At 55.0% G+C, this 21,543-nt stretch carries 21 protein-coding genes; 17 read left to right on the top strand and 4 right to left on the bottom strand.

The genetic code is table 11. From position 1 onward, the window contains the following. The first annotated feature begins 34 nt into the window (after positions 1-34). Positions 35-982: a thiamine-phosphate kinase gene (gene thiL / locus ACIOU9_RS06130; RefSeq protein WP_105659149.1), complete on the top strand. Its 948-nt coding sequence runs from the start codon at positions 35-37 to the stop codon at positions 980-982. A gap of 27 nt (positions 983-1,009) precedes the next feature. On the opposite strand, the gene ACIOU9_RS06125 is transcribed toward thiL, so the two are convergent. Continuing rightward, positions 1,010-1,735, bottom strand: a complete 726-nt coding sequence (locus ACIOU9_RS06125; RefSeq protein ID WP_105659150.1) for an IclR family transcriptional regulator — start codon at positions 1,733-1,735, stop codon at positions 1,010-1,012. Between the two features lie 122 nt (positions 1,736-1,857). Here ACIOU9_RS06125 and leuC point away from each other — a divergent pair, with 122 nt between their 5' ends. The 6 genes from leuC to ACIOU9_RS06095 all read left to right on the top strand — a co-directional run bounded on the left by leuC (position 1,858) and on the right by ACIOU9_RS06095 (position 8,453). After that, positions 1,858-3,297, top strand: coding sequence for a 3-isopropylmalate dehydratase large subunit (leuC, locus tag ACIOU9_RS06120; RefSeq protein WP_041649644.1), 1,440 nt, complete (start codon positions 1,858-1,860; stop codon positions 3,295-3,297). 14 nt (positions 3,298-3,311) lie between these two features. Beyond that, the gene (gene leuD, locus ACIOU9_RS06115; protein WP_105659151.1) at positions 3,312-3,917 is read left to right on the top strand and encodes a 3-isopropylmalate dehydratase small subunit; all 606 of its coding nucleotides are present in this window, start codon (positions 3,312-3,314) and stop codon (positions 3,915-3,917) included. 257 nt (positions 3,918-4,174) lie between these two features. After that, positions 4,175-5,494, top strand: a complete 1,320-nt coding sequence (gene murA, locus ACIOU9_RS06110) for a UDP-N-acetylglucosamine 1-carboxyvinyltransferase (RefSeq protein WP_105659152.1) — start codon at positions 4,175-4,177, stop codon at positions 5,492-5,494. Between the two features lie 95 nt (positions 5,495-5,589). After that, entirely contained in the window at positions 5,590-6,273 is a 684-nt protein-coding gene (locus ACIOU9_RS06105; RefSeq protein WP_105659153.1) for a 1-acyl-sn-glycerol-3-phosphate acyltransferase, read from the top strand. Between the two features lie 33 nt (positions 6,274-6,306). Continuing rightward, the gene (locus tag ACIOU9_RS06100; RefSeq protein WP_286134429.1) at positions 6,307-7,341 is read left to right on the top strand and encodes an NAD(P)H-dependent glycerol-3-phosphate dehydrogenase; all 1,035 of its coding nucleotides are present in this window, start codon (positions 6,307-6,309) and stop codon (positions 7,339-7,341) included. Beyond that, positions 7,341-8,453: a D-alanine--D-alanine ligase family protein gene (locus ACIOU9_RS06095; protein ID WP_105659155.1), complete on the top strand. Its 1,113-nt coding sequence runs from the start codon at positions 7,341-7,343 to the stop codon at positions 8,451-8,453. The genes ACIOU9_RS06100 and ACIOU9_RS06095 overlap by 1 nt, the downstream gene beginning before the upstream one ends. Before the next feature lie 77 nt (positions 8,454-8,530). Here ACIOU9_RS06095 and ACIOU9_RS06090 read toward each other — a convergent pair whose 3' ends face one another. Further along, positions 8,531-8,980 (bottom strand): DUF3515 domain-containing protein, encoded by a 450-nt coding sequence (locus tag ACIOU9_RS06090; protein ID WP_105659156.1) that lies wholly within the window; start codon positions 8,978-8,980, stop codon positions 8,531-8,533. Between the two features lie 141 nt (positions 8,981-9,121). On the opposite strand from ACIOU9_RS06090, the gene ACIOU9_RS06085 reads away from it, so the two are divergent. Genes ACIOU9_RS06085 through rsmD form a run of 4 tightly spaced genes read left to right on the top strand, consistent with a single transcriptional unit; the run spans position 9,122 to position 13,943 of the window. Then, a complete protein-coding gene (locus ACIOU9_RS06085) occupies positions 9,122-10,168 on the top strand; it encodes an LCP family protein (RefSeq protein WP_105661161.1) in 1,047 nt (348 codons plus the stop codon). Between the two features lie 23 nt (positions 10,169-10,191). Beyond that, a complete protein-coding gene (locus ACIOU9_RS06080; RefSeq protein ID WP_402696297.1) occupies positions 10,192-11,160 on the top strand; it encodes a DAK2 domain-containing protein in 969 nt (322 codons plus the stop codon). Beyond that, entirely contained in the window at positions 11,153-13,339 is a 2,187-nt protein-coding gene (locus ACIOU9_RS06075) for an ATP-dependent DNA helicase RecG (protein WP_402696296.1), read from the top strand. The genes ACIOU9_RS06080 and ACIOU9_RS06075 overlap by 8 nt, the downstream gene beginning before the upstream one ends. A gap of 19 nt (positions 13,340-13,358) precedes the next feature. Next, complete coding sequence (rsmD, locus tag ACIOU9_RS06070; protein ID WP_402696294.1) at positions 13,359-13,943, top strand: 16S rRNA (guanine(966)-N(2))-methyltransferase RsmD; 585 nt, start codon at positions 13,359-13,361, stop codon at positions 13,941-13,943. Here the strand turns inward: rsmD and ACIOU9_RS06065 are convergent. Together ACIOU9_RS06065 and ACIOU9_RS06060 are read right to left on the bottom strand one after the other, a co-directional pair. Beyond that, the gene (locus tag ACIOU9_RS06065) at positions 13,920-14,702 is read right to left on the bottom strand and encodes a spermidine synthase (RefSeq protein ID WP_402696292.1); all 783 of its coding nucleotides are present in this window, start codon (positions 14,700-14,702) and stop codon (positions 13,920-13,922) included. The two genes, rsmD and ACIOU9_RS06065, sit on opposite strands and share 24 nt — an antisense overlap. After that, positions 14,699-15,910, bottom strand: coding sequence for an aminotransferase class I/II-fold pyridoxal phosphate-dependent enzyme (locus ACIOU9_RS06060; RefSeq protein ID WP_402696290.1), 1,212 nt, complete (start codon positions 15,908-15,910; stop codon positions 14,699-14,701). Before ACIOU9_RS06060 ends, ACIOU9_RS06065 begins: the two co-directional genes overlap by 4 nt. 110 nt (positions 15,911-16,020) lie before the next feature. Here ACIOU9_RS06060 and coaD point away from each other — a divergent pair, with 110 nt between their 5' ends. The 6 genes from coaD to ACIOU9_RS06030 all read left to right on the top strand — a co-directional run bounded on the left by coaD (position 16,021) and on the right by ACIOU9_RS06030 (position 21,541). Then, positions 16,021-16,491 carry a pantetheine-phosphate adenylyltransferase gene (gene coaD / locus ACIOU9_RS06055; RefSeq protein WP_105661166.1) on the top strand — a complete coding sequence of 157 codons (471 nt, stop codon included), beginning with the start codon at positions 16,021-16,023 and terminating at the stop codon, positions 16,489-16,491. Positions 16,492-16,546: 55 nt separating this feature from the next. Further along, entirely contained in the window at positions 16,547-17,449 is a 903-nt protein-coding gene (gene galU, locus ACIOU9_RS06050) for a UTP--glucose-1-phosphate uridylyltransferase GalU (RefSeq protein WP_402696288.1), read from the top strand. A gap of 210 nt (positions 17,450-17,659) precedes the next feature. Further along, entirely contained in the window at positions 17,660-18,634 is a 975-nt protein-coding gene (locus tag ACIOU9_RS06045; protein WP_400288821.1) for an LCP family protein, read from the top strand. Between the two features lie 136 nt (positions 18,635-18,770). Then, complete coding sequence (locus tag ACIOU9_RS06040) at positions 18,771-19,619, top strand: ABC transporter permease (protein WP_133833488.1); 849 nt, start codon at positions 18,771-18,773, stop codon at positions 19,617-19,619. An 88-nt stretch (positions 19,620-19,707) separates the two neighbouring features. Continuing rightward, on the top strand, positions 19,708-20,496 hold the full coding sequence (locus tag ACIOU9_RS06035; protein WP_402696327.1) for an ABC transporter ATP-binding protein: 789 nt from the start codon (positions 19,708-19,710) through the stop codon (positions 20,494-20,496). 7 nt (positions 20,497-20,503) lie between these two features. Next, positions 20,504-21,541 carry a glycosyltransferase family 2 protein gene (locus tag ACIOU9_RS06030; RefSeq protein ID WP_402696286.1) on the top strand — a complete coding sequence of 346 codons (1,038 nt, stop codon included), beginning with the start codon at positions 20,504-20,506 and terminating at the stop codon, positions 21,539-21,541. The last annotated feature ends 2 nt before the right edge of the window (positions 21,542-21,543 follow it).

The raw sequence follows: 21,543 nt of genomic DNA, 5'->3' as shown, positions 1-21,543 counted from the left end.
AGGTGACCTTGGGGAACAAGGCATCCTGGACGCGATGTTGCCGCTGCTTGATTCAGAACAAGCAAGTCTCGGGCCCGGCGACGACGCAGGTGCGCTGCGCGTGCGCGGAACGGAAGTTCTCGTCTCCGTGGATACCCTGGTTGAGAATCAAGATTTTCGGTTGATCTGGCCCAGCGGGCTAGAGCATAGAGCCTATGACATCGGGTGGAAATCCATTGCACAGAATGTTTCGGACATTAATGCAATGGGCGGTCACGCTACTGGCGCCGTGATTTCTTTGTCCCTGCCGAAGGACACTTCCTTGGAATGGGTCAGGGACTTCAGCCGCGGCGTTGCCGAGGCTATACAGGGACTTGGCGCACAGGAACTTACCATTCTCGGGGGAGACCTCGGGAAGTCCCAAGAAATTTCCGTTACCACTACCGTTCTGGGCGAATGCGAGCATGGCAAGGTCCTGAGGAGCGGAGTCCAAGTTGGCGACCGCATTGCCTTGGCGGGACGTGTCGGTGCTGCTGGGGCAGGGCTTTCCGTCCTGGAACATGATCGCAACGAACAAGGCTGGAGCCGGGCGGTGCGCCGGCTGGTCCAGGCGCAGTGCCGTCCCGTGCCACCGTTGGAATCCGGCCCGCGTGCCGCGGAATCGGGTGCTACAGCCATGATGGACATATCTGATGGGCTGATCCGTGACGCTGGTCGCTTGGCCAAAGCCAGCCATGTGAATCTCGAGTTAGAGTCTTCCGCGCTGCAGGATTATGCTGTTCGATTGGAAGCCGCGTCAGAACTGACCGGCACCGATCCGATGTCGTGGGTATTGTACGGCGGCGAAGATTTTGGACTCCTTGCTGCCTTCCCAGAGGGAATTGAAATCCCAGAGGAATTCACCGTAATTGGTGCTGCCAAGCCGGCTAATGGTCGCCGCGCAGTGGTGAAACTTGATGGCAAGGTAGCAAAGCCTGAGTCAGGCTTTGACCACTTCGGCTAGCTGCTCCGAACGTGCTTCATGAGCTGGCTACGCGCGGTCATTCTGGATGCGCAGCAGTTCGGAAAGCTCGTGGGCGGCGCTAGTCACAGCTTCGTGGTGAATCTTCCCTGGCTGGCGCGTGAGCCGTTCAATCGGGCCGGACAAGGACAGGGCCGCAATGACTCGTCCGGACTGCCCGCGAACTGGTGCTGATACGGAAGCTACACCTGGCTCGCGTTCGCCCAGCGACTGGGCCCAACCACGCCGACGGACCCCAGCCAGAATTGTCGGCGTGAAGCGCGCGTGATGCAATCCGTCGACCATGCGTTCATTGTCTTCCCAGGCGAGCAGAATCTGGGCTGCCGAGCCGGCTTTCATGGATAGCTGGGTTCCAACAGGGATGGTGTCACGCAGGCCAATTGGACGCTCAGCACTGGCGATGCACACTCGATAATCGCCCTGCTTGCGGAAAATCTGCGTGCTTTCACCGGTGAGGTCGCGAAGCTTGATGAGCACGGGGCCCGCTGCGCTGACCAATCGGTCTTCGCCAGCGGCGCTGGCGAGTTCCACCAGACGGTTCCCCAACTCAAAGCGGCCGTGCATGTCGCGTCCCACCAATCCATGGTGAACTAGCGATTGGGCAATGCGGTGCACCGTAGGACGCGAGATTTCGGTGAGTTCCACCAACTGTGACAGGGAAGTGGGTCCATTCTCCAATGCGTTGAGAATGGCTGCTGCCTTGTCCAGTACGCCTACGCCGCTGCCTGTTGTCATGGTTCCAGTATCACGTCTCAGTATTTGAGATTCAAGTCCGCATACTGGAGAAGTCGATCTATGAAGTGTCAAAGTTGGAGTATCAAATGTTCGTAGCTTGAGGAGTGTGTCGCATGTCCGCCATGCAGTCGCCCCAGACATTGGCAGAAAAAGTCTGGAATGCACATGTTGTGCGCCGAGGAGAAGGCGAAGGTGAAGCCCGCCAGCCGGATTTGATCTACATTGATCTCCACCTGCTGCACGAGGTGACCTCGCCGCAGGCCTTCGAGGGCCTGCGCCTGGCTGGCCGTCCGCTGCGTCGTCCGGACCTGACGATTGCTACCGAAGACCACAACACCCCAACGCTGGATATTGACAAGCCCATTGCCGACCTGACCAGCCGCACCCAGATCCACACCCTGCGGGATAACTGCAAGGAATTCGGTGTCCGCCTGCACTCCTTGGGCGACAAGGAGCAGGGCATCGTTCACGTGGTAGGTCCGCAGCTGGGGCTGACCCAGCCAGGCATGACTGTTGTCTGCGGTGATTCGCATACCTCGACCCATGGCGCCTTCGGAGCCCTGGCTTTGGGTATCGGCACCTCGGAAGTCGAGCATGTCATGGCCACCCAGTCGCTGAGCCTGAAGCCGTTCAAGACCATGGCCATTAACGTCGAAGGCACCTTGAAACCTGGTGTTACCTCCAAGGACATCATCTTGGCGGTCATCGCCAAGATCGGTACCGGTGGCGGCCAGGGATACGTGCTGGAGTACCGTGGTTCTGCGATTCGCTCGCTGTCCATGGATGCCCGCATGACCATCTGCAACATGTCCATCGAGGCTGGCGCCCGTGCCGGCATGATCGCTCCGGACGAGACCACCTTCGAATACGTCAAGGGGCGCCCGCACGCACCAGCCGGTGAAGACTGGGACGCCGCCGTCGAGGACTGGAAGCAGCTGCACACCGATGAAGGCGCGCGCTTCGACGCTGAAGTCTTCTTGAATGCAGATGAACTCGAACCATTTGTCACCTGGGGTACCAACCCCGGCCAGGGTGTCTCGCTGTCTGAGAATGTGCCTTCTCCGGAAGACTTCGAAGACGAGAATGACCGCAAGGCTTGCGAGCGTGCCTTGAACTACATGGGTCTGACCGGTGGCACTCCGCTGAAGGACATCCGCGTGGATACCGTCTTCCTGGGGTCCTGCACCAACTCCCGCATGGAGGACCTGCGTGCAGCTGCCCAGGTCATCAAGGGCAAGGAAAAGGATCCTGATGTCCGCATGATCGTGGTACCCGGCTCGGCGCGTGTTCGGCTGGAAGCCGAAGCAGAAGGCCTGGATCAGATTTTCAAGGATTTCGGTGCTGAATGGCGTTTTGCAGGTTGCTCCATGTGCCTGGGCATGAACCCGGATCAGTTGGCCGAGGGGGAGCGCTGCGCGTCCACCTCCAACCGCAACTTCGAAGGACGCCAGGGCAAGGGCGGACGTACCCACCTGGTGTCGCCACTGGTGGCCGCGGCTACCGCAATCCGTGGAACCCTCTCGTCGCCTAGCGACCTCGTCAACGCACCGGCTTCGGTCTAGGAAGGATCACCGTCATGGAAAAGATTGTCAGCCACACCGGTATTGGTGTTCCACTGCGCCAGAGCAATGTGGACACGGACCAGATTATTCCTGCCGTTTACCTCAAGCGCATCACCCGCACCGGATTCGAGGATGCGTTGTTCGCGGGTTGGCGACGGGATGAGAACTTCATCTTGAACCAGGAACCTTTCAATACGGGCTCCGTGCTGGTGGCAGGTCCCGAATTCGGCACCGGTTCTTCGCGCGAGCACGCTGTCTGGGCGTTGAAGGACTACGGATTCAAGGCTGTGATCTCCGCTCGTTTTGCCGATATTTTCCGTGGCAATTCGGGCAAGCAGGGACTGGTTGCTGCTGAAGTTGCCCAGAGCGATATTGAATTGATCTGGAAGGAACTGGAGAACAATCCAGGCACCACGGTCACCGTTGACCTGGAATCGCGTACGGTCCAGTGCGGTTCCATCTCGGCACCGTTCCAGATTGACGACTACACCCGCTGGCGCCTGATGGAAGGCCTGGACGATATCGGCCTGACCTTGCAGCATGAGGAAGATATCACCGCATACGAGGCCAAGCGTCCTGCGCATAAGCCGCAGACTTTGCCGGCACGAACCGCAGGCTAAGCACCGAGTTCAAAATAAATGGAATGGTCCGCTCCTCCCTGACGTTGTTAGGGGTGAGCGGATTATTGCATTCCTAATGGAATGATTTTCGGCAGAGCATAATAGGTCTGTCTGAAAGCATGCTCACAAAGTGTGCGCCACGAGATGATCTGGGCATACTGGCAGGTACAGAGGCGGTATGCTTACTTAGTCCTGCCAGTTCGAAAGCCTAGAAGCTTCGGCGGGCGATAACGACTACGCGATGAGGTAATTCATACATGGGTAAGATCCTGACGATCCATGGTGGTGTCCCGCTCAAGGGCACCGTACGAGTCGGCGGAGCAAAGAACCTAGTGCCAAAAGCCATGGTCGCGGCTCTGCTTGGCGATACCCCTTCGGTATTGCGCAACGTACCGGAGATCAAAGATGTAGCTGTCGTGCGCAGCCTCCTTGAAATCCACGGTGTCAAGGTTGACCAGGACCCTGAAACCGGCGATCTGACCATGGACCCTACCCAGGTCAAGACCGCCTCGAACCAGGCGATCGATGCCCATGCCGGTGACTCGCGTATCCCTATTCTTTTCTGCGGACCATTGATCCACGCCCTGGGCGAAGCGTTCATCCCGGATCTGGGTGGCTGCCGCATCGGCGACCGCCCAATTGACTTCCACCTGGAAGTGCTGCGCGACTTTGGAGCGATCGTTGACAAGGCTGCCGATGGCATCCGCATCTCGGCCCCTAATGGGCTAACCGGCGCCAAGGTTGAACTGCAATACCCAAGTGTTGGCACCACCGAACAGGTCCTGCTCTCGGCCGTTCGAGCCAAGGGTGTCACCGAAGTCAGCAACGCGGCCATTGAGCCAGAAATCCTTGACCTGATCTCGCTGCTGCAGAAGATGGGCGCCATCATCTCCGTGCACCGCGACCGCGTGATCCGCATCCAGGGTGTCGAGAAGCTTACGGGCTTCGACCACTCCGCTTTGCCTGATCGCAACGAAGCCGCATCATGGGCGTCTGCCGCGCTGGTCACCAAGGGCGACATTTTCGTCCAGGACGCGACCCAGCGTGATTTGACTGCTTTCCTGCACGTCTACCGACAGATCGGTGGTGAATTCGACGTCAAGTCCGACGGTATTCGCTTCTATCATCCAGGTGGAGACCTTAACCCACTGATCCTGGAAACCGACGTTCACCCGGGCTTCATGACTGACTGGCAGCAGCCGCTGGTAGTGGCCCTGACCCAGGCCAAGGGCGTATCGGTCATTCACGAGACTGTGTATGAGAACCGCTTCGGATTCACCGATGCGCTGGTTCGCATGGGTTCCACCGTCCAGGTTCACACCGACTGCCTCGGCTCCACCCCTTGCCGCTTCGGACAGCGCAACTTCAAGCATTCTGCTGTTGTCGTAGGCCCAGCGCAGCTGACCGGTGCCGACATCGATGTTCCTGATCTTCGTGGCGGTTTCTCCCATTTGATCGCTGCTCTGGCTGCCGAAGGCACCAGCAAGGTCACCGGCATTGAGATCATCAACCGAGGCTACGAGCACTTCATGGAGAAGCTGCAGGCCCTGGGCGCAAATGTCGAGCTGAGCAACTAAAGGGGATCCGAATCGTGGTAAAGATTCTGGCCCCTGGCGAATCTGCTAAGACTAAACGGGTTTTCTCGCTATTGGCGGGCATTGTCCGTTCTGCCATGAACGGTTTGATGGGCAAAACGTGGAAGGGCTTTGAAACCCTCCCTCCGGGCGGGTACATCCTCTGCCCCAATCACCTGACCGAGATTGATCCGCTGGTTGTCGGCCATGCTATTTACAGCAATGGCCGGCTGCCACGCTGGCTGGCCAAGGAATCCTTGTTCAAGATCCCAGTGCTCGGATGGATGCTGCGCGAGACCGGCCAGGTTCCGGTGTCACGCAGCGCATCCAATGCTGGCGAATCGCTGGCCGCGGCCCGAAAAGTCCTGGACGCAGGCGGGGTCATAGTCATCTACCCGGAAGGGACGCTGACCCGCGACCCTGATCTGTGGCCAATGGTAGGGCGAACCGGTGCCGCACGTTTGGCCCTGCAGACTGGCGCACCAGTGGTACCGATGGCTCACTGGGGCGACCAGGAACTGCTGCCGCGCTATTCCAAGAAAATGTATCCGTTCCCGCGAAAGCACGTCACCGTGTCAGTTGGCCAGCCCGTGGATCTTGATGACTTGCGTGGTGGCCCGCGGACTCGTGCAGTGCTGCAAGAAGCCACTGATCGCATCATGGACGCGATCACCGCACTGACCGCAGAACTGCGCCAAGAAGAAGCACCAGCTGCGCGGTGGGATCCCAGCAAGCATGGCCAGTCGAAGACTGGCCGCAATTTCGATACCCCGGATAACTAATTACCTTGATCAACACCTTCCAGAGGACTGACATTGACTAAGCCGCTACCACGCAAAATCGCCGTCATGGGCGCTGGCAGCTGGGGGACAACCTTCGCCAAGGTGCTTGCTGATTCCGTTGCAGACAAGGGCATCGACGTTCAGATTTGGGCCCGTCGCGAAGACGCCGCCAATGAAATCAATGAACGCCACACCAATTCACGCTACCTGCGCGAAACCAAGCTTCCGGCCAACATCACGGCATCATCGGATCCGAAGACCGTTCTCAACGACGCTGACCTTGTCGTCTTGGCGATTCCGGCTCAGTCGTTGCGCCAGGAATTGGCGAAGTTCAAAGAATTCTTTGAACCCGGTGCGGTCTTGCTTTCACTGATGAAGGGTCTTGAACGCGGGACCGATCTGCGCATGAGCCAGGTCATCGCCGAAGTCACCGGGCTGCCTGCAGAGCAGATCGCTGTGCTTTCCGGACCAAACCTGGCAATGGAAATCGCACGCGAGCAGCCAACGGCTTCGGTCGTGGCCTGCACCGATTCTGATATTGCGCAGTGGATTGCTGAACTGTGCTCCGCTGCATACTTCCGTCCCTACACGAATGACGATGTCTTGGGTGTTGAGCTTGGCGGAATCGTCAAGAACATCATCGCCCTTGCCGTTGGCATGTGCGATGGCATGGGAATGGGCGATAACACCAAGTCCACCGTCATCACGCGCGGCTTGGCTGAAACCACTCGCTTGGTCCTCGCCTTGGGCGGCCGTTTGGACACCTTGGCAGGTCTTTCTGGCCTAGGCGACCTTGTGGCTACCTGTTCTTCCTCGCTCTCCCGCAACAACACTGCAGGACGCCTGCTTGGCCAGGGGCTCTTCTTGGAAGAGGTCAATGACCGCATGTCGCAGACTGCGGAAGGCATCAAGTCAGCACGTGCCGTATTCGACTTGTCCCAGGCCCATCACGTGGAAATGCCAATCACCGAAGCAGTGGTCATGGTCCTGGAGAGCACCTTGAGCGTTGAAAATATGGCTGCACGCCTGTTGTCGCGTGAATTGAAATCTGAAGGAGAACGTCACTAATGACTGAACGCAAGCTCCGCGTCCTCTTGCTCTTCGGTGGCCGTTCCTCAGAGCACTCCGTTTCCTGCGTTACTGCGGCCGGCGTCATGCACGCCATCGACCGCGAGCGTTTCGAAATTGTTCCGGTGGGCATCACCCGCGACGGCGGTTGGACCCTGCTGGACGAGGATCCAGAAGGCTGGGCACTGAATACTGGCAAGCTGCCAGAAATTTCCTCGGTGGATCATCCGGTGCATCTTTCCACCGACGCGCAGAAGACATCATTGCTGTCCTACTCGGACTCCACGGTGGCAGATCTGGGCGAGATCGACGTGGTCTTCCCGTTGCTTCATGGTCCGTTCGGCGAGGATGGATCAATTCAGGGCATGCTGGAAATGGCTGGCGTTTCTTACGTTGGCTCCGGTATTGCAGCCAGTGCGATGGGCATGGACAAGCATTTCATGAAGGTTGTCTTCGAAGGGGCAGGCTTCAAGGTAGGCCCGTACGAAGTCATCACCAACAAGCAGTGGCTGCGCAACAGCGAAGCTGCCATGAAGCGTTGCGAAGACCTGCAGTACCCGTTGTTCGTCAAGCCGGCACGTGCAGGATCCTCGGTAGGCATCACCAAGGTAGACGAGCCTTCGGGGCTTCGTGCCGCTATTGAGATTGCCCGTGCTGAAGATCCCAAGGTGATCATCGAGCAGGGGATTGTCGGCCGTGAAATCGAATGCGGTGTTCTTGAAGGCCGCGGCTGCGAACCTTCGCGGGCCTCATTGCCAGGCGAAATCGCGGTGGCAGATAATGAGCACACGTTCTATGATTTTGAAGCGAAATATGTTGATGGCGCCGCCGCCGAGCTCAGCTGCCCAGCAGATCTGAGCGAAGAAGCCACTCGCGAGATCCGCGAACTTGCAGTGAAGGCCTTCGACGCTATTGATGCAGAAGGCCTATCTCGAGTTGATTTCTTCTATACTCCCGAGGGGGAGTGGATCATCAATGAAATCAACACCATGCCCGGCTTCACGCCTTCAAGCATGTACCCGCAAATGTGGGCCAAAACGGGAATTGAGTACCGTGAACTTATTGATGAGCTGATTGGGCTGGCTACCGACCGGAATATCGGTTTGCGCTAATCCGGGAATAGCCGTTAAAGCTTGAGGGTGTGTTGAAGAATCAACACACCCTCACGTTTTGCTTGTAGGCGATCCGCTTACAAGCTCACTGACTTGTCAACACTAACGCACTTTTTGGAAGCCGGGATCTTCTGGGCTGCATCCGACAGCGTGGCCAGCACGGTACTTGACGGGATGACGTTAGGATCCAAGACGACTTCGGTCGCCGGCGTCCGGCCGTAAGTAGTCAAGGTCCAGATACCTGATTCTTCATCCTCATTCGCTACCCAGTCGACGTCATTCACGGATACGCAGGGGTCAGTAGTGGGTCCGGGAACTTCGACACCGCAACGCAAGACAACTTTTGACGGGTCGCCCCAGGCCGAGGTTGCCTGCGAGGTCGTTGAACGACGCTCGGCATCATCGATGGCTTCGGGCAGGACAACCATCATTTCCGCACAAAGCGGGTTGGCTGCGTCCGGGGCAGCATCCACGGAAGCGACTGATGCGCAGCCTGCAAGTACTGGTAGTAATAAAGTACCGCTCATCACCAATGCCGAAGTTTGAGCAAGTTTTCGGTTAAGTTTTGGTGACAGTCGGGCTTTCAAGCTGATTTTAGACACGTTATAAGACTACATCGGCACTCTGAAAGATAGGATGTACAGAGTTGAAACTGTGAAAGGTAGCAAATGTCCTTTGAAGAGCACCCAGCGCGACCGCGCAAAAAGAAAAAGCGCACCGGGCGAGCCATCGTCTTAAGCGTGCTTGCCCTCGTCATGGTCGCGGCGCTTGTTGCCGCCGGTTACCTTTGGAACCTTGGCAGAACTTTCGACTCTGAAAGCCAGACGATTACGGATGCCTTCCCCGCGGAAGAAACTCGTCCTGAAGTCAATGACGAGTCCAAGGACGCCGTCAACATCCTGCTGCTCGGAAGCGATACTCGCGCAACTCGTGAGGCGGATGAGGACAGCGAAGACTTTGGTACCCTGCCTAACGGTGGCCGCTCAGACACCATGATGCTGGTTCATATTCCTGCAGACCGCGAGAATGTGTTTGTCACCTCCGTCATGCGCGACACCTGGCTTGATATTCCGGGCGTAGGCACTGCCAAGATCAACCGCGCTTTTGCCAGCGGTGGAGTGCCCAAAGCAGTCGAAACCCTTGAGGGGCTCTTTGGCGTTCGCATTAACCACGTCGCGTCCGTCGATTTCGAAGGATTCAAGGGTCTAACCGACGCAGTGGGCGGAGTTACCGTCAATAACCCGCGAGGCTTCAAGCAGTCAATTGTTAATGGCATGTACTTCCCAGAGGGTGTTCAAACCCTGGACGGTGAACAGGCACTGGCATTTGTCCGTGAACGCAAGTCCTTCCCAGGCAGCGACTACGAGCGCGTCAAGAACCAGCAGCTTTTCGTCAAGGCTTTGCTTGGTCAGTTGATGTCCAAGGAAACCCTGACCAACCCGGGTAAGGTCTCTGAAGTTGTTTCTCAAATTGCACCGTTCATTGCAGTTGATGAAACTCTGGATTCTGGCAAGGTTGCCTCTTACGCTTCCTCCATGCTGAACCTGCGTTCGAACGATATGGAATTCTTCACCCTTCCAAACAAGGGCCCGGGACGTTCGGCCGACGGACAGTCAATTGTCATTCCGGATATGGAAGTGATTGAGAAGTTTGGCAAGGCACTGCAAGAAGACAAGATGGCAGAGTTCGTAGAAACTACTGACCTGTCACGATAACTCCACTGAAGGACCAACTTTCCATGACTCCCCAAAAACTCGATACCTCGGTGCGTGCCATCAGAGAATGGCTCGCACGGAGTGTCAAGAGTCTCGGGAACCATTCTGACCGGCTCAATGCCATCAACGTTTTCCCGGTAGCAGACGGAGATACGGGCAGTAACCTGTATCTGACTGCACGGGCAGGTCACGATGCAGTGAGTAAACTGGAAAGCGACGACATCGGTGGCTTCTTAGAAGTTGCCGCGCGCGCGTCAATGGAATCGGCGCGCGGCAACTCTGGAACCCTGTTGGCTGTATTCCTCAGCGGCCTGAGTGAACCGTGGGTCGGTTACGAGCGGCTTACCGCGCCGCTGCTAGCCCTTGGGCTTGAACGTGCCAAGGTGCGCTCCTGGTCAGCACTGAGTGAACCAGTCGAAGGCACCATGCTCTCCGTGATCAACGCCATCGCGTTGGCCGCAGGATCGACCCTTGCTCACTTGAAGTGCGATTTAGAGAGCCGTGCAGCGTTGGACACGGTATTGACCCAGATGAGCCAAGCGGCTCGATTGGCAGTGAAGGGAACTGAAACAGAGCTCCCGTCCCTCATTGAAGCCGGTGTAGTAGATGCGGGCGCGGTGGGCATGCTGATCATCATCGATGAACTTTGCGCTGCTATTCGAAGCGACGCCACTGATTTTGAGTCCTACGAGAAATTCCATGGCTATCAGGTCCAGGATCCGCATGTCCATCTGAACAATGACACTGAAACCGGCGTCGAAGTCATGTGCACTGTCTCTCTGGATGCATTAGGCGCCGCTACTCTGCGCGGTCAGCTAGATGCCATGGGCAATTCCGTGATCATGTCCCCGGTAAACCAGCTTGAAGAAGACACCTACCGTTGGCGCGTACATGTGCATGTCCCGGAGTCTGAAAAAGCCTTGGACCTGATCAAGAAATACGGTGACCCAGTGAATATCAGCGTCACCGATCTGTGCACCCACGATGGCTGAAACAACGCTGACCACGTTTGAGAATGCAGAACTCTCAACATTCCTCGGTAATAAGAACGCCACCGCGCTGGAAAAGGCATTCGGCTACAGCACAGTGGGGGAGTTCCTCTGGCATTTTCCTCGGCGCTATGTCGAAGTAGGCGAACTTACGCCAATTTCAGAGCTTCCCTTTGACGAGCACGTCACCGTTGTAGCCCAGGTGGTCAACGTTAGCCAGCGGCAGATGCACTCGCGTCGCGGTTTCATTTTTGAAGTGACCGTTAGCGATGAGCTCAGTGCAGGCGGCCAAGAGCTGAAGATGACCTTCTTCAATGGTTACCAAGCCCGAACGGACTTGGATATTGGAACTATTGCAATGTTCAGCGGCAAGGTTGGCTGGTACCAAGACCATCTGCAGCTGAGCCAGCCCGAATACGCGATCCTGGATGAGGCATCACAGGCGGATCCGCGCCCTATCCCGATCTATCCGGCTTCGGCGAAGATGCCGAATAAGCGCATCAGGGATTTGATGGCGTTGTTGATGGAACAATTCACAGATCAGAATCTTCCTGAATTTCTTCCAGCAGAACTGCTACGCACCCATCATTACCCAGTACGCCATCAAGCGTTCTTGGATCGACATTTTCCCAAAGAAATCAAGCAGGCTTACGTGGCTCGACAGCGCTTTGCCTTTGAAGAAGCCTTCATGCTGCAGCTGGCATTAGGGGAACGCGGTCGCCAGCTGGGAGCGCAGAAAGCTATCGCGCGTCCACAGGTGCCAGGACGACTGGCCGATAAATTTGATGCCATCCTGCCGTTTACCCTGACCGAAGACCAGCTCCTTGTCGGAGAACAAATCTCTGCCGATCTGGCACAGCCACATCCGATGCATCGCTTACTGCAAGGAGAGGTAGGTTCCGGCAAGACCATTGTCGCGCTTCGCGCCATCTTGCAGGTGATCGATGCCGGAGGACAAGCGGCGCTCCTAGCGCCGACAGAAGTCCTGGCCGCGCAGCACTATGCGTCTATCAAGAAGATGCTTGGCAACCTCGCAGAACCCGGATTGTTTGGCGAAGGCGAAGGAACTGGAGTCGCGCTCCTGACAGGTTCTGCAAAAACTGCACAGCGTCGTGAAGCTCTATTAGGTATTGCCAGCGGCGAAACAGGACTGGTTATTGGTACGCATGCCCTGCTGGGCGATCAGGTGCAATTCGCTGAACTTGGCCTAGTCGTCGTGGATGAGCAACATCGTTTTGGCGTTGAACAGCGCGATGCCTTGCGGGCTAAGGCGGCCGGCTCAGTCCCGCATACCCTGGTCATGACTGCTACGCCGATCCCGAGAACCGTCGCTATGACCGTGTTCGGCGATTTGGACACGTCGACAATCAAGCGCCTGCCCGCCGGGCGCGCACCGATCCAAACGCATATTGTGCCCATGCAGCTGACCGGTTTCCGGGACAGGTTGTTCTCAAGGATCATTGAGGAAGTCGGGAAGGGCCACCAAGTCTATGTGGTGTGTCCAAGAATTTCGGACACGACAGCGGAACAAGGCGTTCTCCTAGCGACCTATGAAGATTCTGCCGGACAAACCATGAGCGTCGAAGCCATGCAGGAGTTGCTGGGTGGGATGCCTGAATTTGTTGGGATACGTACCGAAGCGCTGCACTCGCAACTGGATGCAGCAGACAAGCAAGAAACCATGGATTCCTTTGCACGTGGCGAAATTGACGTGCTGATTTCTACGACTGTCATTGAAGTTGGTGTTGACGTTCATAATGCGACGTTGATGGTGATCATGGACGCTGAGCGCTTTGGCATCTCGCAGCTCCACCAGCTGCGTGGCCGCGTAGGCCGTGGCGGATTTCCCGGGACGTGCCTCATGACCACATGGTTGGACGCGGACCATCCGTCGGTAGGACGATTGAAGACGATCGAGTCAACAATCGATGGCTTTGAGCTAGCTGAAGCAGACTTGGCGGAACGCAAAGAAGGAAATATCCTTGGCGTTCAGCAATCGGGTAGCCGATCGTCGTTGCGGGAACTGAGCATCATCAAGGATCGCACGCTTATTGAGCGGGCTAGAACCGATGCGGGTCTCCTCCTTGCCGATGGCAACTGGGGACGTCAACACCCCGGACTCCTGGCGGTTGCCGGGAATTGGCTTGATGAATCCACCAAAGAATATTTGAATAAGAACTGATTGAAGGTAGATCTAGGCAATGAGCCGAATAATCGCTGGAGCCGCTGGCGGGCGTCCACTGAAGTCCGTACCTGGTGATGCAACACGCCCTACAACGGACCGGGTCAAAGAGGCTCTCTTCTCCCGTTTGGAAAGCTGGGATATCCTCTCTGGCGCACGAGTACTGGATCTCTTTGCAGGATCAGGGTCGCTAGGCGTCGAGACAGCCAGCCGCGGGGCGCGGCAGGTTGTTCTGGTAGAAAAGGCGCCCAAAGCGGTCTCTGCTTGCCAGCAAAATGCAGCACTGGTGAATAAGGTTCTGAAGACCGATACCGTTACGGTTCAGCGCGGGAGTGTTGATAGCGTCCTCGATGGGTATTACAACGCGGTTTCGGGAGTGCCCAGCAAGACCTTTGACGTGGTCTTGCTGGATCCTCCTTACCCGCTGACTGAAGAAGAACTAGCTTCCACGCTCGAGAAGATATCCAGAATCCTAGCTGAAGATGCCACCGTGATCGTCGAGCGTTCCGGTCGTTCACCAGAACCAACATGGCCGAGCGCCATGGAGAAGTTCGCCGACAAGAAATACGGCGAAACGCACCTATGGTTTGCAGAACCCATCTAGATCCATCGAATGGCGAACCTCTGACGGGTGTGGTCCCGCTGCCTGGCATTGGAGTATTAGATCGTCCCGGAATCGTTGGCGGGACGCTGTCAATATCAAGTTCCCGGGGAAGCGCTTGGTAAACATTTCCGGACTTGAACTCAGCATCACGAATTCAAAGCTGGAACCTGCTGCCTCAACTTGAGAACAAGTGAAATCCAAGGGAGGATCATCGCCAATGTTCACAAACAGCAATCCGTCGTTGGCCAATGAATTCTTGAGTTCTGCGTAGTAGCCGTCGGTGGTGAGGTGTTCTGGTGCGTCCGGCCCAGAGAAGATATCCAGTACGATGACGTCAAACTTTTCATCGACCAGTTGTTCGGCAAGCACGCTCCTTGCATCGGCAACAATTGGGGATAGATCGCAGCCTTGAGGCAAAGGCAGATGCGTGAGAACGAAATCAAGAAGTTCCCGCTCAATGTCTACAGCTACGTGAGTACTCGACGGATAAACCACACTCGCCCAGCGAGCCAGAGTCAAAGCGCCTGCGCCGAGATGCAGCATCTTCATTGGACGCTCCTCTGGGCGCAGGACCTTCAGATGATTGGCAATGCGCGCGAGATATTCGTAGAAGACTTCTTCCGGATGCGAAAGATTGACATGCGACTGGGGCGCGTCGCCTATGGCGAGTATTTTTGACCCGGGGACCAAGTCATCGTCGTAAATCGTGGCGTGTTCCTGTACGAAACCAAGCCACCGTTTAGCCGGCTTTCGTGTCAATTGGACAGCACCTCTGGCAGGCGCTGCAATCGCTGAACCGCATCGGAAATCACGTCAGGCTTTTTGCAGAAGGCGAAGCGCAGCAGGCCCTGGTAGTCACTTCGGTTTTCGGGATGGACAAAGGTCGACATCGGTATCGCCGCAACGCCGAGGCACTCGGGCATCATTCGGGCTACTTCAGCAGCATCATTCAATTCAAAGCCACGTACATCAGCAACCAAGAAGTAGGTACCCTTCGGGCGAATTACCGGGATGCCAGCTGTTTCCAGGCCGGATGCGAGAATTTCTCCCGACTGTCCGAGATCGGCGGCGAAGCGCTCGAAGAAGGCGTCTGGAAGTTGCAGGGCTTTCGCTACTGCCGGTTGGAACGCTGGGCCCGAGGAGTAGGTCAGGAACTGTTTCACTGTACGGACAGCAGTGATCAGTTGGCGAGGACCGGTTGCCCAGCCTACTTTCCAGCCAGTAAAGGAGAAAGACTTGCCCGCTGAAGAAATGGTGATGGTTCGCTCTGGTCCACCGGGCAAGCTCGCGATGGGAACATGTCGCACACCGAAAGTCAGATGTTCATAGACCTCATCGGCGATGATGATGCAGTTGTGCTGATGCGCCAGGGCAATGATTTCTTGGAGCACTGAAACATCTAATACGGTGCCAGTTGGATTATGGGGATTATTCACGAGGATTACCCGCGTCTGGTCAGTGACCGTACGCCGAAGGTCATCCAAATCTGGTTCGAAATTCGGAGCCTTGAGCTGAACGACCTTATGCACAGCGTTGGTCAACCCAATCATGGCTGCATAGGAGTCGTAGTAAGGCTCAAAGGTCACAACTTCATCGCCAGGTTCCAGGAATGCCAGCAGAGAAGCGGCGATGGCTTCAGTTGCGCCTGTGGAAACGACAATCTCAGTCTCCGGGTCAAGCTTCAACGAATAGAACCGTTCCTGATGCGCAGCGATAGCTTCGCGGAGGTTCAGGGTCCCTGAACCTGGTGCGTATTGGTTAGCGCCATTTTGAATTGCGTCGATGGCAATTTGCTTGATTTCTGGTGGACCCTCGGAATCGGGAAACCCCTGGCCTAGATTGATGGCCTTGTGGTGATTCGCTAATGCGGTGATTTCTTCAAAGATCGTCACTCCGGGCTGTCCATTGGAATCTAGTAGGTTGGCACCATATGCGGTTCGCTGCCATGGAGTGAATTCAATGCTCATAAGTCCATTATCGTCTCGTACAGAGGAACGAGGGTATTAAGTCATGGAATCTTTACGAGACATTCACACCAGATCGCTAATTTGACATGAGTTCTTGATAGATTCAGTTCATGCGAAGAGCGGTATGCCCGGGTTCTTTTGACCCAATTCATAATGGACACGTCGAAATCATTGCGCGTGCGGCGAGCCTTTTTGATGAGGTGATCGTGGCAGTGTCCACGAATTACTCCAAGAAGTATCGCTTCAGCGAAGACGAACGAGTCGCCATGGTAGAAGAAACTGTCGGTGGACTGCGTGGGGTTTCCGCTGTGCCGATGGGCCAGGGGCTGCTAGCTGATTTCTGCAAGGAGCAGGGAGCGGAAGCAATCGTCAAGGGATTGCGTAGCACTGTTGACTACGCCTATGAGATTCCCATGGCCACGATGAATCGGCATCTGACAGGTGTTGAAACGGTCTTCCTTCAGGCTGATACGCGATACACGCATCTTTCCTCATCTCTGCTCAAGGAAGTACAGGCTCTTGGCGGGGACGTTGATGAGTACTTCCCGCGCGCTGTAATCAAGAGGCTTACTCATCCGTAGGTAGTTGCGCAATACTGTCGCCATTAACTAATCCGAAGATAGGGGATTCAACACTATGTCTGCACCTCGCGCTATTACCAAAGCGGTCATTCCGGCAGCCGGTTTAGGCACACGTTTCCTTCCTGCAACGAAGGCAATGCCAAAGGAAATGCTCCCAGTCGTCGACAAGCCAGCGATTCAATACGTTGTCGCCGAAGCTGCTCGTGCTGGGCTTAATGATGTCCTGATGATTACCGGACGAAACAAGCGCGCTCTTGAAGACCATTTTGATCGTGTTCCGTCACTGGAAGCGTCTTTGGAAGCGAAGGGTGATACGAAGAAGCTCGCGTTGGTGCAAGATGCCACAGCGTTGGGGGATATCCATTATGTACGGCAACGCGATCCTCGCGGGCTGGGTCATGCAGTCTTATGTGCCAAGCAACATGTAGGGGATGAACCATTTGCGGTTCTTCTCGGTGATGACTTGATCCATGAAGATGATGACTTGCTTTCTTCCATGATTGACATTCAAAAGTCGACTGGCGGTTCAGTTATTGCTCTGATGGAAGTTGATCCGAAACAAATCAGTGCTTATGGATGTGCAGATGTGTCCCCGGTAGCGGATGCCGACTACGTCAAAGTTAATGGATTGGTTGAGAAACCGAGCGTTGAAGAAGCACCGAGTAATCTAGCTGTCATTGGACGTTATTTACTGCATCCCCGTGTATTCGAGATTCTGAAGCACACGGCTCCCGGTAGGGGCAATGAAATTCAGTTAACGGATGCTCTACAAGAGTTGGCGACTGCCGACGGGGAGGGAGCTGGTGTCCACGCTGTAGTTTTCCGAGGTCGGCGTTACGACACAGGCGACAAACTAAGTTATCTGCAAGCGAACATTGCCCTTGCTGTGGAGAACGAAGAACTCGGGGCCAACTTGAAGACTTGGCTGAAGAATTTCGTTAGAACTCTAGAAGACTAGTTCTTGACCTAGGCTACTCAGGATAATCACATTTATCTTGGGTAGTCTTTTTCATTGCGCGAAGTCACCCAGGTTGCCGTTGACCTTGGGGGATCGTTGCCCGGTGGAGTAGGAATGAGAATAGTGCAAGACCAAGATTCAGTCTTTTTGTCGCGGAGCGCGCGGACTCGATCTGAACGTCGGAAAAAGAAGAGAACACAAGGCATCGTCGTGTCTGTAGTTGTAGTGCTCCTGGTGGCAGTGCTCAGCACCGGCTATGTTCTTTTCGATTTGCAGCGCCAGTTCAACACGAAATCTAATACCGTGGATTTAGGATTTTCAGACGCCGAGGAGCAAGCTCGTCCGATCAAAGATCCTGAAGATAAGTCCATGAATGTCTTATTACTGGGCGTCGATCATGCAGATGAAGGTACCGCCGATGCTCAAGCTCTTGATGGGGCAGTTTCACAACGTAGCGATTCAATGATGCTTGTTCATATCCCGGAAGACCGCTCACAGGTCTACGTTATGTCGATGGTTCGAGACATGTATGTGGAGATTCCGGGGCATGGAATGAACAAGCTCAATGCCGCGATCTCGCTTGGCGGGGTTCCTCTGTTGATGCAAACGATTGAAGGACTCTTCAGCACCAAGCTTGATCATGTAGCCATGGTTGATTTCGAAGGGTTCCGTGAATTATCGACTGCTCTCGGTGGTGTGACTGTAAATAATGAGATCCCATTCACGGCAAACGACACGGACTACTTCTACCCAGCCGGCGACATCACGCTGGAAGGCGACCGCGCACTTCGGTTTGTGCGCGAGCGAAAGTCGTTTACCAATGGTGATTACCAACGCGTCGCGAATCAACGCAAGTTCATCGCTGCAGCAGCAAATCAGGTGCTCTCATCAGGCACATTAACTAACCCTGTCAAGCTGTACGAAATCGTCGACAAGGTTTCTCCCTATCTCACCTTTGACGACAACTTTGATGCCGCAACCTTGGTCGGACTGGGTTTGCAACTCAAAAACGTGGACACGGAGAATATGGAGATGTTCACCATGCCAACTGCTGGAACATCGACTAGTGCAGACGGGCAATCAATAGAATTGGCAAGCGAACTCGCTATTGCTCAAATTAGCGAAGCTTTGCAAGGCGATGCCATGGCTGACTACCTTCGCGAAAACCCGCCTGAAACACCGTAAGTAGTAGATGTGGGATGTACTACACCAAGCTGAAGAGCGAAAGCCAGAAGAACAGCTCTCCATCTACTAGACTTTGTACATCTATGCTTAGCCGATAATGCATCAAGAAGCATTCGAACAAGAGGACATAATTCGCATGACAGTTGCAGATGAGGCCGAAAAATACGGCTTGCACCGTGTTGGTGCAAGACCAACATTGGTCAACTATCTGAAGCAGACATGGCAACGCCGCGAGTTCATTTATGAGCTGGCTAAAGCACGCGTCCAATCGCAGAACCAGCGAAATCGCCTGGGGATGGTATGGATCGTAATCAAGCCGACATTCAATGCTTTGGTGTACGGATTTGTCTTCGGCATCTTGCAGGGCGGCGCACGAGGTGTCGATTTCCCCGTTTATGTCGTGATCGGCGTTTTCCTTTTCGAGTTCTTTTCAACCTCGATGAACGGCGGAGCCAAGTCGATCACGGGAAATGCGGCTTTGGTGCAATCTCTTGCCTTCCCACGATTATCTCTGCCTGTCGCTCAGGTTACCCAGAACTTGCTGACTCTCATGCCAATGATCGCAGTGATGTTCATTTACGCTCTGATTCTTGGTACCAGCCCTAAGTGGACTTGGTTTGGGATTATACCGATCCTTGCGATCTTTACTGTTTTCAACCTCGGAGTCGCGTTAATTTGTGCTCGCATCACTGTGCACGTCCGTGACTTCTCGAACGTGTTACCCATGATTGGCCGCGTTCTGTTTTACACCTCAGGAGTGCTTTTCAGCGCAGAACGACTTCTGAATCATTGGCCCTGGATGATTGCAATCTTCGACATACATCCGATATATCAGACCCTGCAATTGGCTCGTGGATTCATCATGGATCATGCTGAGTATGACCCGCAGGCATGGTGGGTTATATCTGTTTGGGCAATTTTCATGCTTATCGCTGGGTTGATCTTCTTCTGGAAGGCCGAAGAAAGGTACGGACGTGCGAATTAGTTTCGATGATCTGATTAACCCGCAGCTGCATCCGGAGTACGAGCCAGCGCCTATATTCTCAGATGACACCTCCTTCATCGATGTTGTGATGCCTGACCAAGTCGAGTCGCAGTCGATTACTGTGGATTCGTCAAGGCAGCCTGTCGTCATCGTCGATAATCTGCATGTGAAGTATGAGGTGTTTGCAAGTGGCAAGGCAATTGGAAACGCAGGCGCCCGCCGCCTTCTCCAACCAAAGCTCAGAGGTGTTCGAACAGTTCATGCGCTCAAGGGAATTTCCTTTGTCGCCTATGAAAATGAATCAATCGGTGTAATTGGTTCGAACGGCTCGGGCAAATCCACGTTGCTTAGGGCCATCACTGGACTGACTCCGCCATCGGATGGCGCAGTATTCGCTCGTTCACGCCCCAGCCTACTTGGCGTAGGCGCAGCTTTAATCCCCGATCTTTCAGGCGACAAGAACATTACCCTAGGCGGGTTGGCGCTTGGATATAGCCGCGCTGAAGTCGAGAAGATGCGGGAAGAGATTACGAAATTTGCCGAGCTCGAAGAGTTTATCGACCTCCCAATGCGTACATATTCTTCGGGCATGGGCGCAAGGCTAAAGTTCGCGATTGCAGCTTCTAAAAAACATGACATCCTCATTGTTGATGAGGCTCTTGCTGTAGGCGATGCGAAATTCCGAAAGCGCAGTGAGGCCAAAATCCGCGAAATCCGGGATAGCGCGGGTACCATTTTCAATGTTTCCCACTCTATGAATTCCATCAAGGAAACCTGTGATCGTTGCATCTGGATTGAAAAGGGTGTGCAAATGATGGATGGTGACACTGCTTCAGTGATAAAGGAATATCAGAAATTCTTGAAAGCGAAGAAGTAAGGCCCGCATGACTCAACTTCCTGGCGTTTCCTATGTCATGCCCGTGCTGAACGAAGCGGACTACCTTGAAGAAGCGGTAAGTTCGATCTTGGGGCAGGACTATTCTGGCGAGAAGGAACTTGTACTGGCATTAGGGCCCAGTACTGATACAACAAACAACGTTGCCCGACGCCTGGCTGATGCCGACGCAAGAATCGTATTAGTCCATAATCCTCTTGGCAAAACACCCATTGGTCTCAACTTGGCTATTCGGGCGTCTACTTTGCCGATAGTTATTCGCGTCGACGCCCATAGCGAGCTGCCGTCGCACTACACACAACGTGGAATCGAAACTCTTTTTCGCGTGAATGCGCACGACGTTGGGGGACTGATGGACGCAAAAGGGCGTACACCTGTCCAGCGAGGAATCGCAGCGGCTTATCATTCGAAGTTTGGTTTTGGCGGACCGGCATATCATTCGGGTGCCCCAGAAGGCCCTGCTGAATCTGCGTACCTCGGTATCTTTCGTCGCGAAGTATTTGAAGAAGTCGGTTACTACAACGAGGAACTATGGCGAGCCCAGGATTGGGAACTCTGCTTGCGTATTCGCCAGGCGGGCCACACCGTTTGGTTCGATCCAGAACTAAAGGTCGGCTACTATCCGCGTGATAGCTTCAAATCCTTGATTAGCCAGTCCAAGGCCTCGGGGACTTGGCGAGCAGAAATTGCGCGGCGCTTCCCTGAAGGTAAGTCGTTGCGCCACGATGTTCCACCACTATTGCTTTTGGGGGTTGCAACGGGACTAGCGGCAACTGTAATTGAGCCGCTAGTTCGCGAAGCAGCCCCAACCGGTGTGAGCGTAGTTTTGAACTTGGCCAAGGCCGTACCTGCGGTCTATGCGGCGATCGCGTTGGCTGCGGGGCTGACTAGCAACGCAAAAGGATTGAAAGACAAGTTGCTGGCAGCATGTGCTTTCCCCGCAATCCATTTGCCTTGGGCTTTTGGATACATCAAGGGTCGTTTTTGCGGGGCAGCCGGCACTGTCGACAAAGGGCGCGTTAGGTAATC

It is taken from the genome of Glutamicibacter sp. NPDC087583 (assembly GCF_044743685.1).
Lineage (GTDB): Bacteria > Actinomycetota > Actinomycetes > Actinomycetales > Micrococcaceae > Glutamicibacter.
Note: the sequence above shows the minus strand (reverse complement) of the source record. Positions and strands in the feature narration are given on the sequence as shown.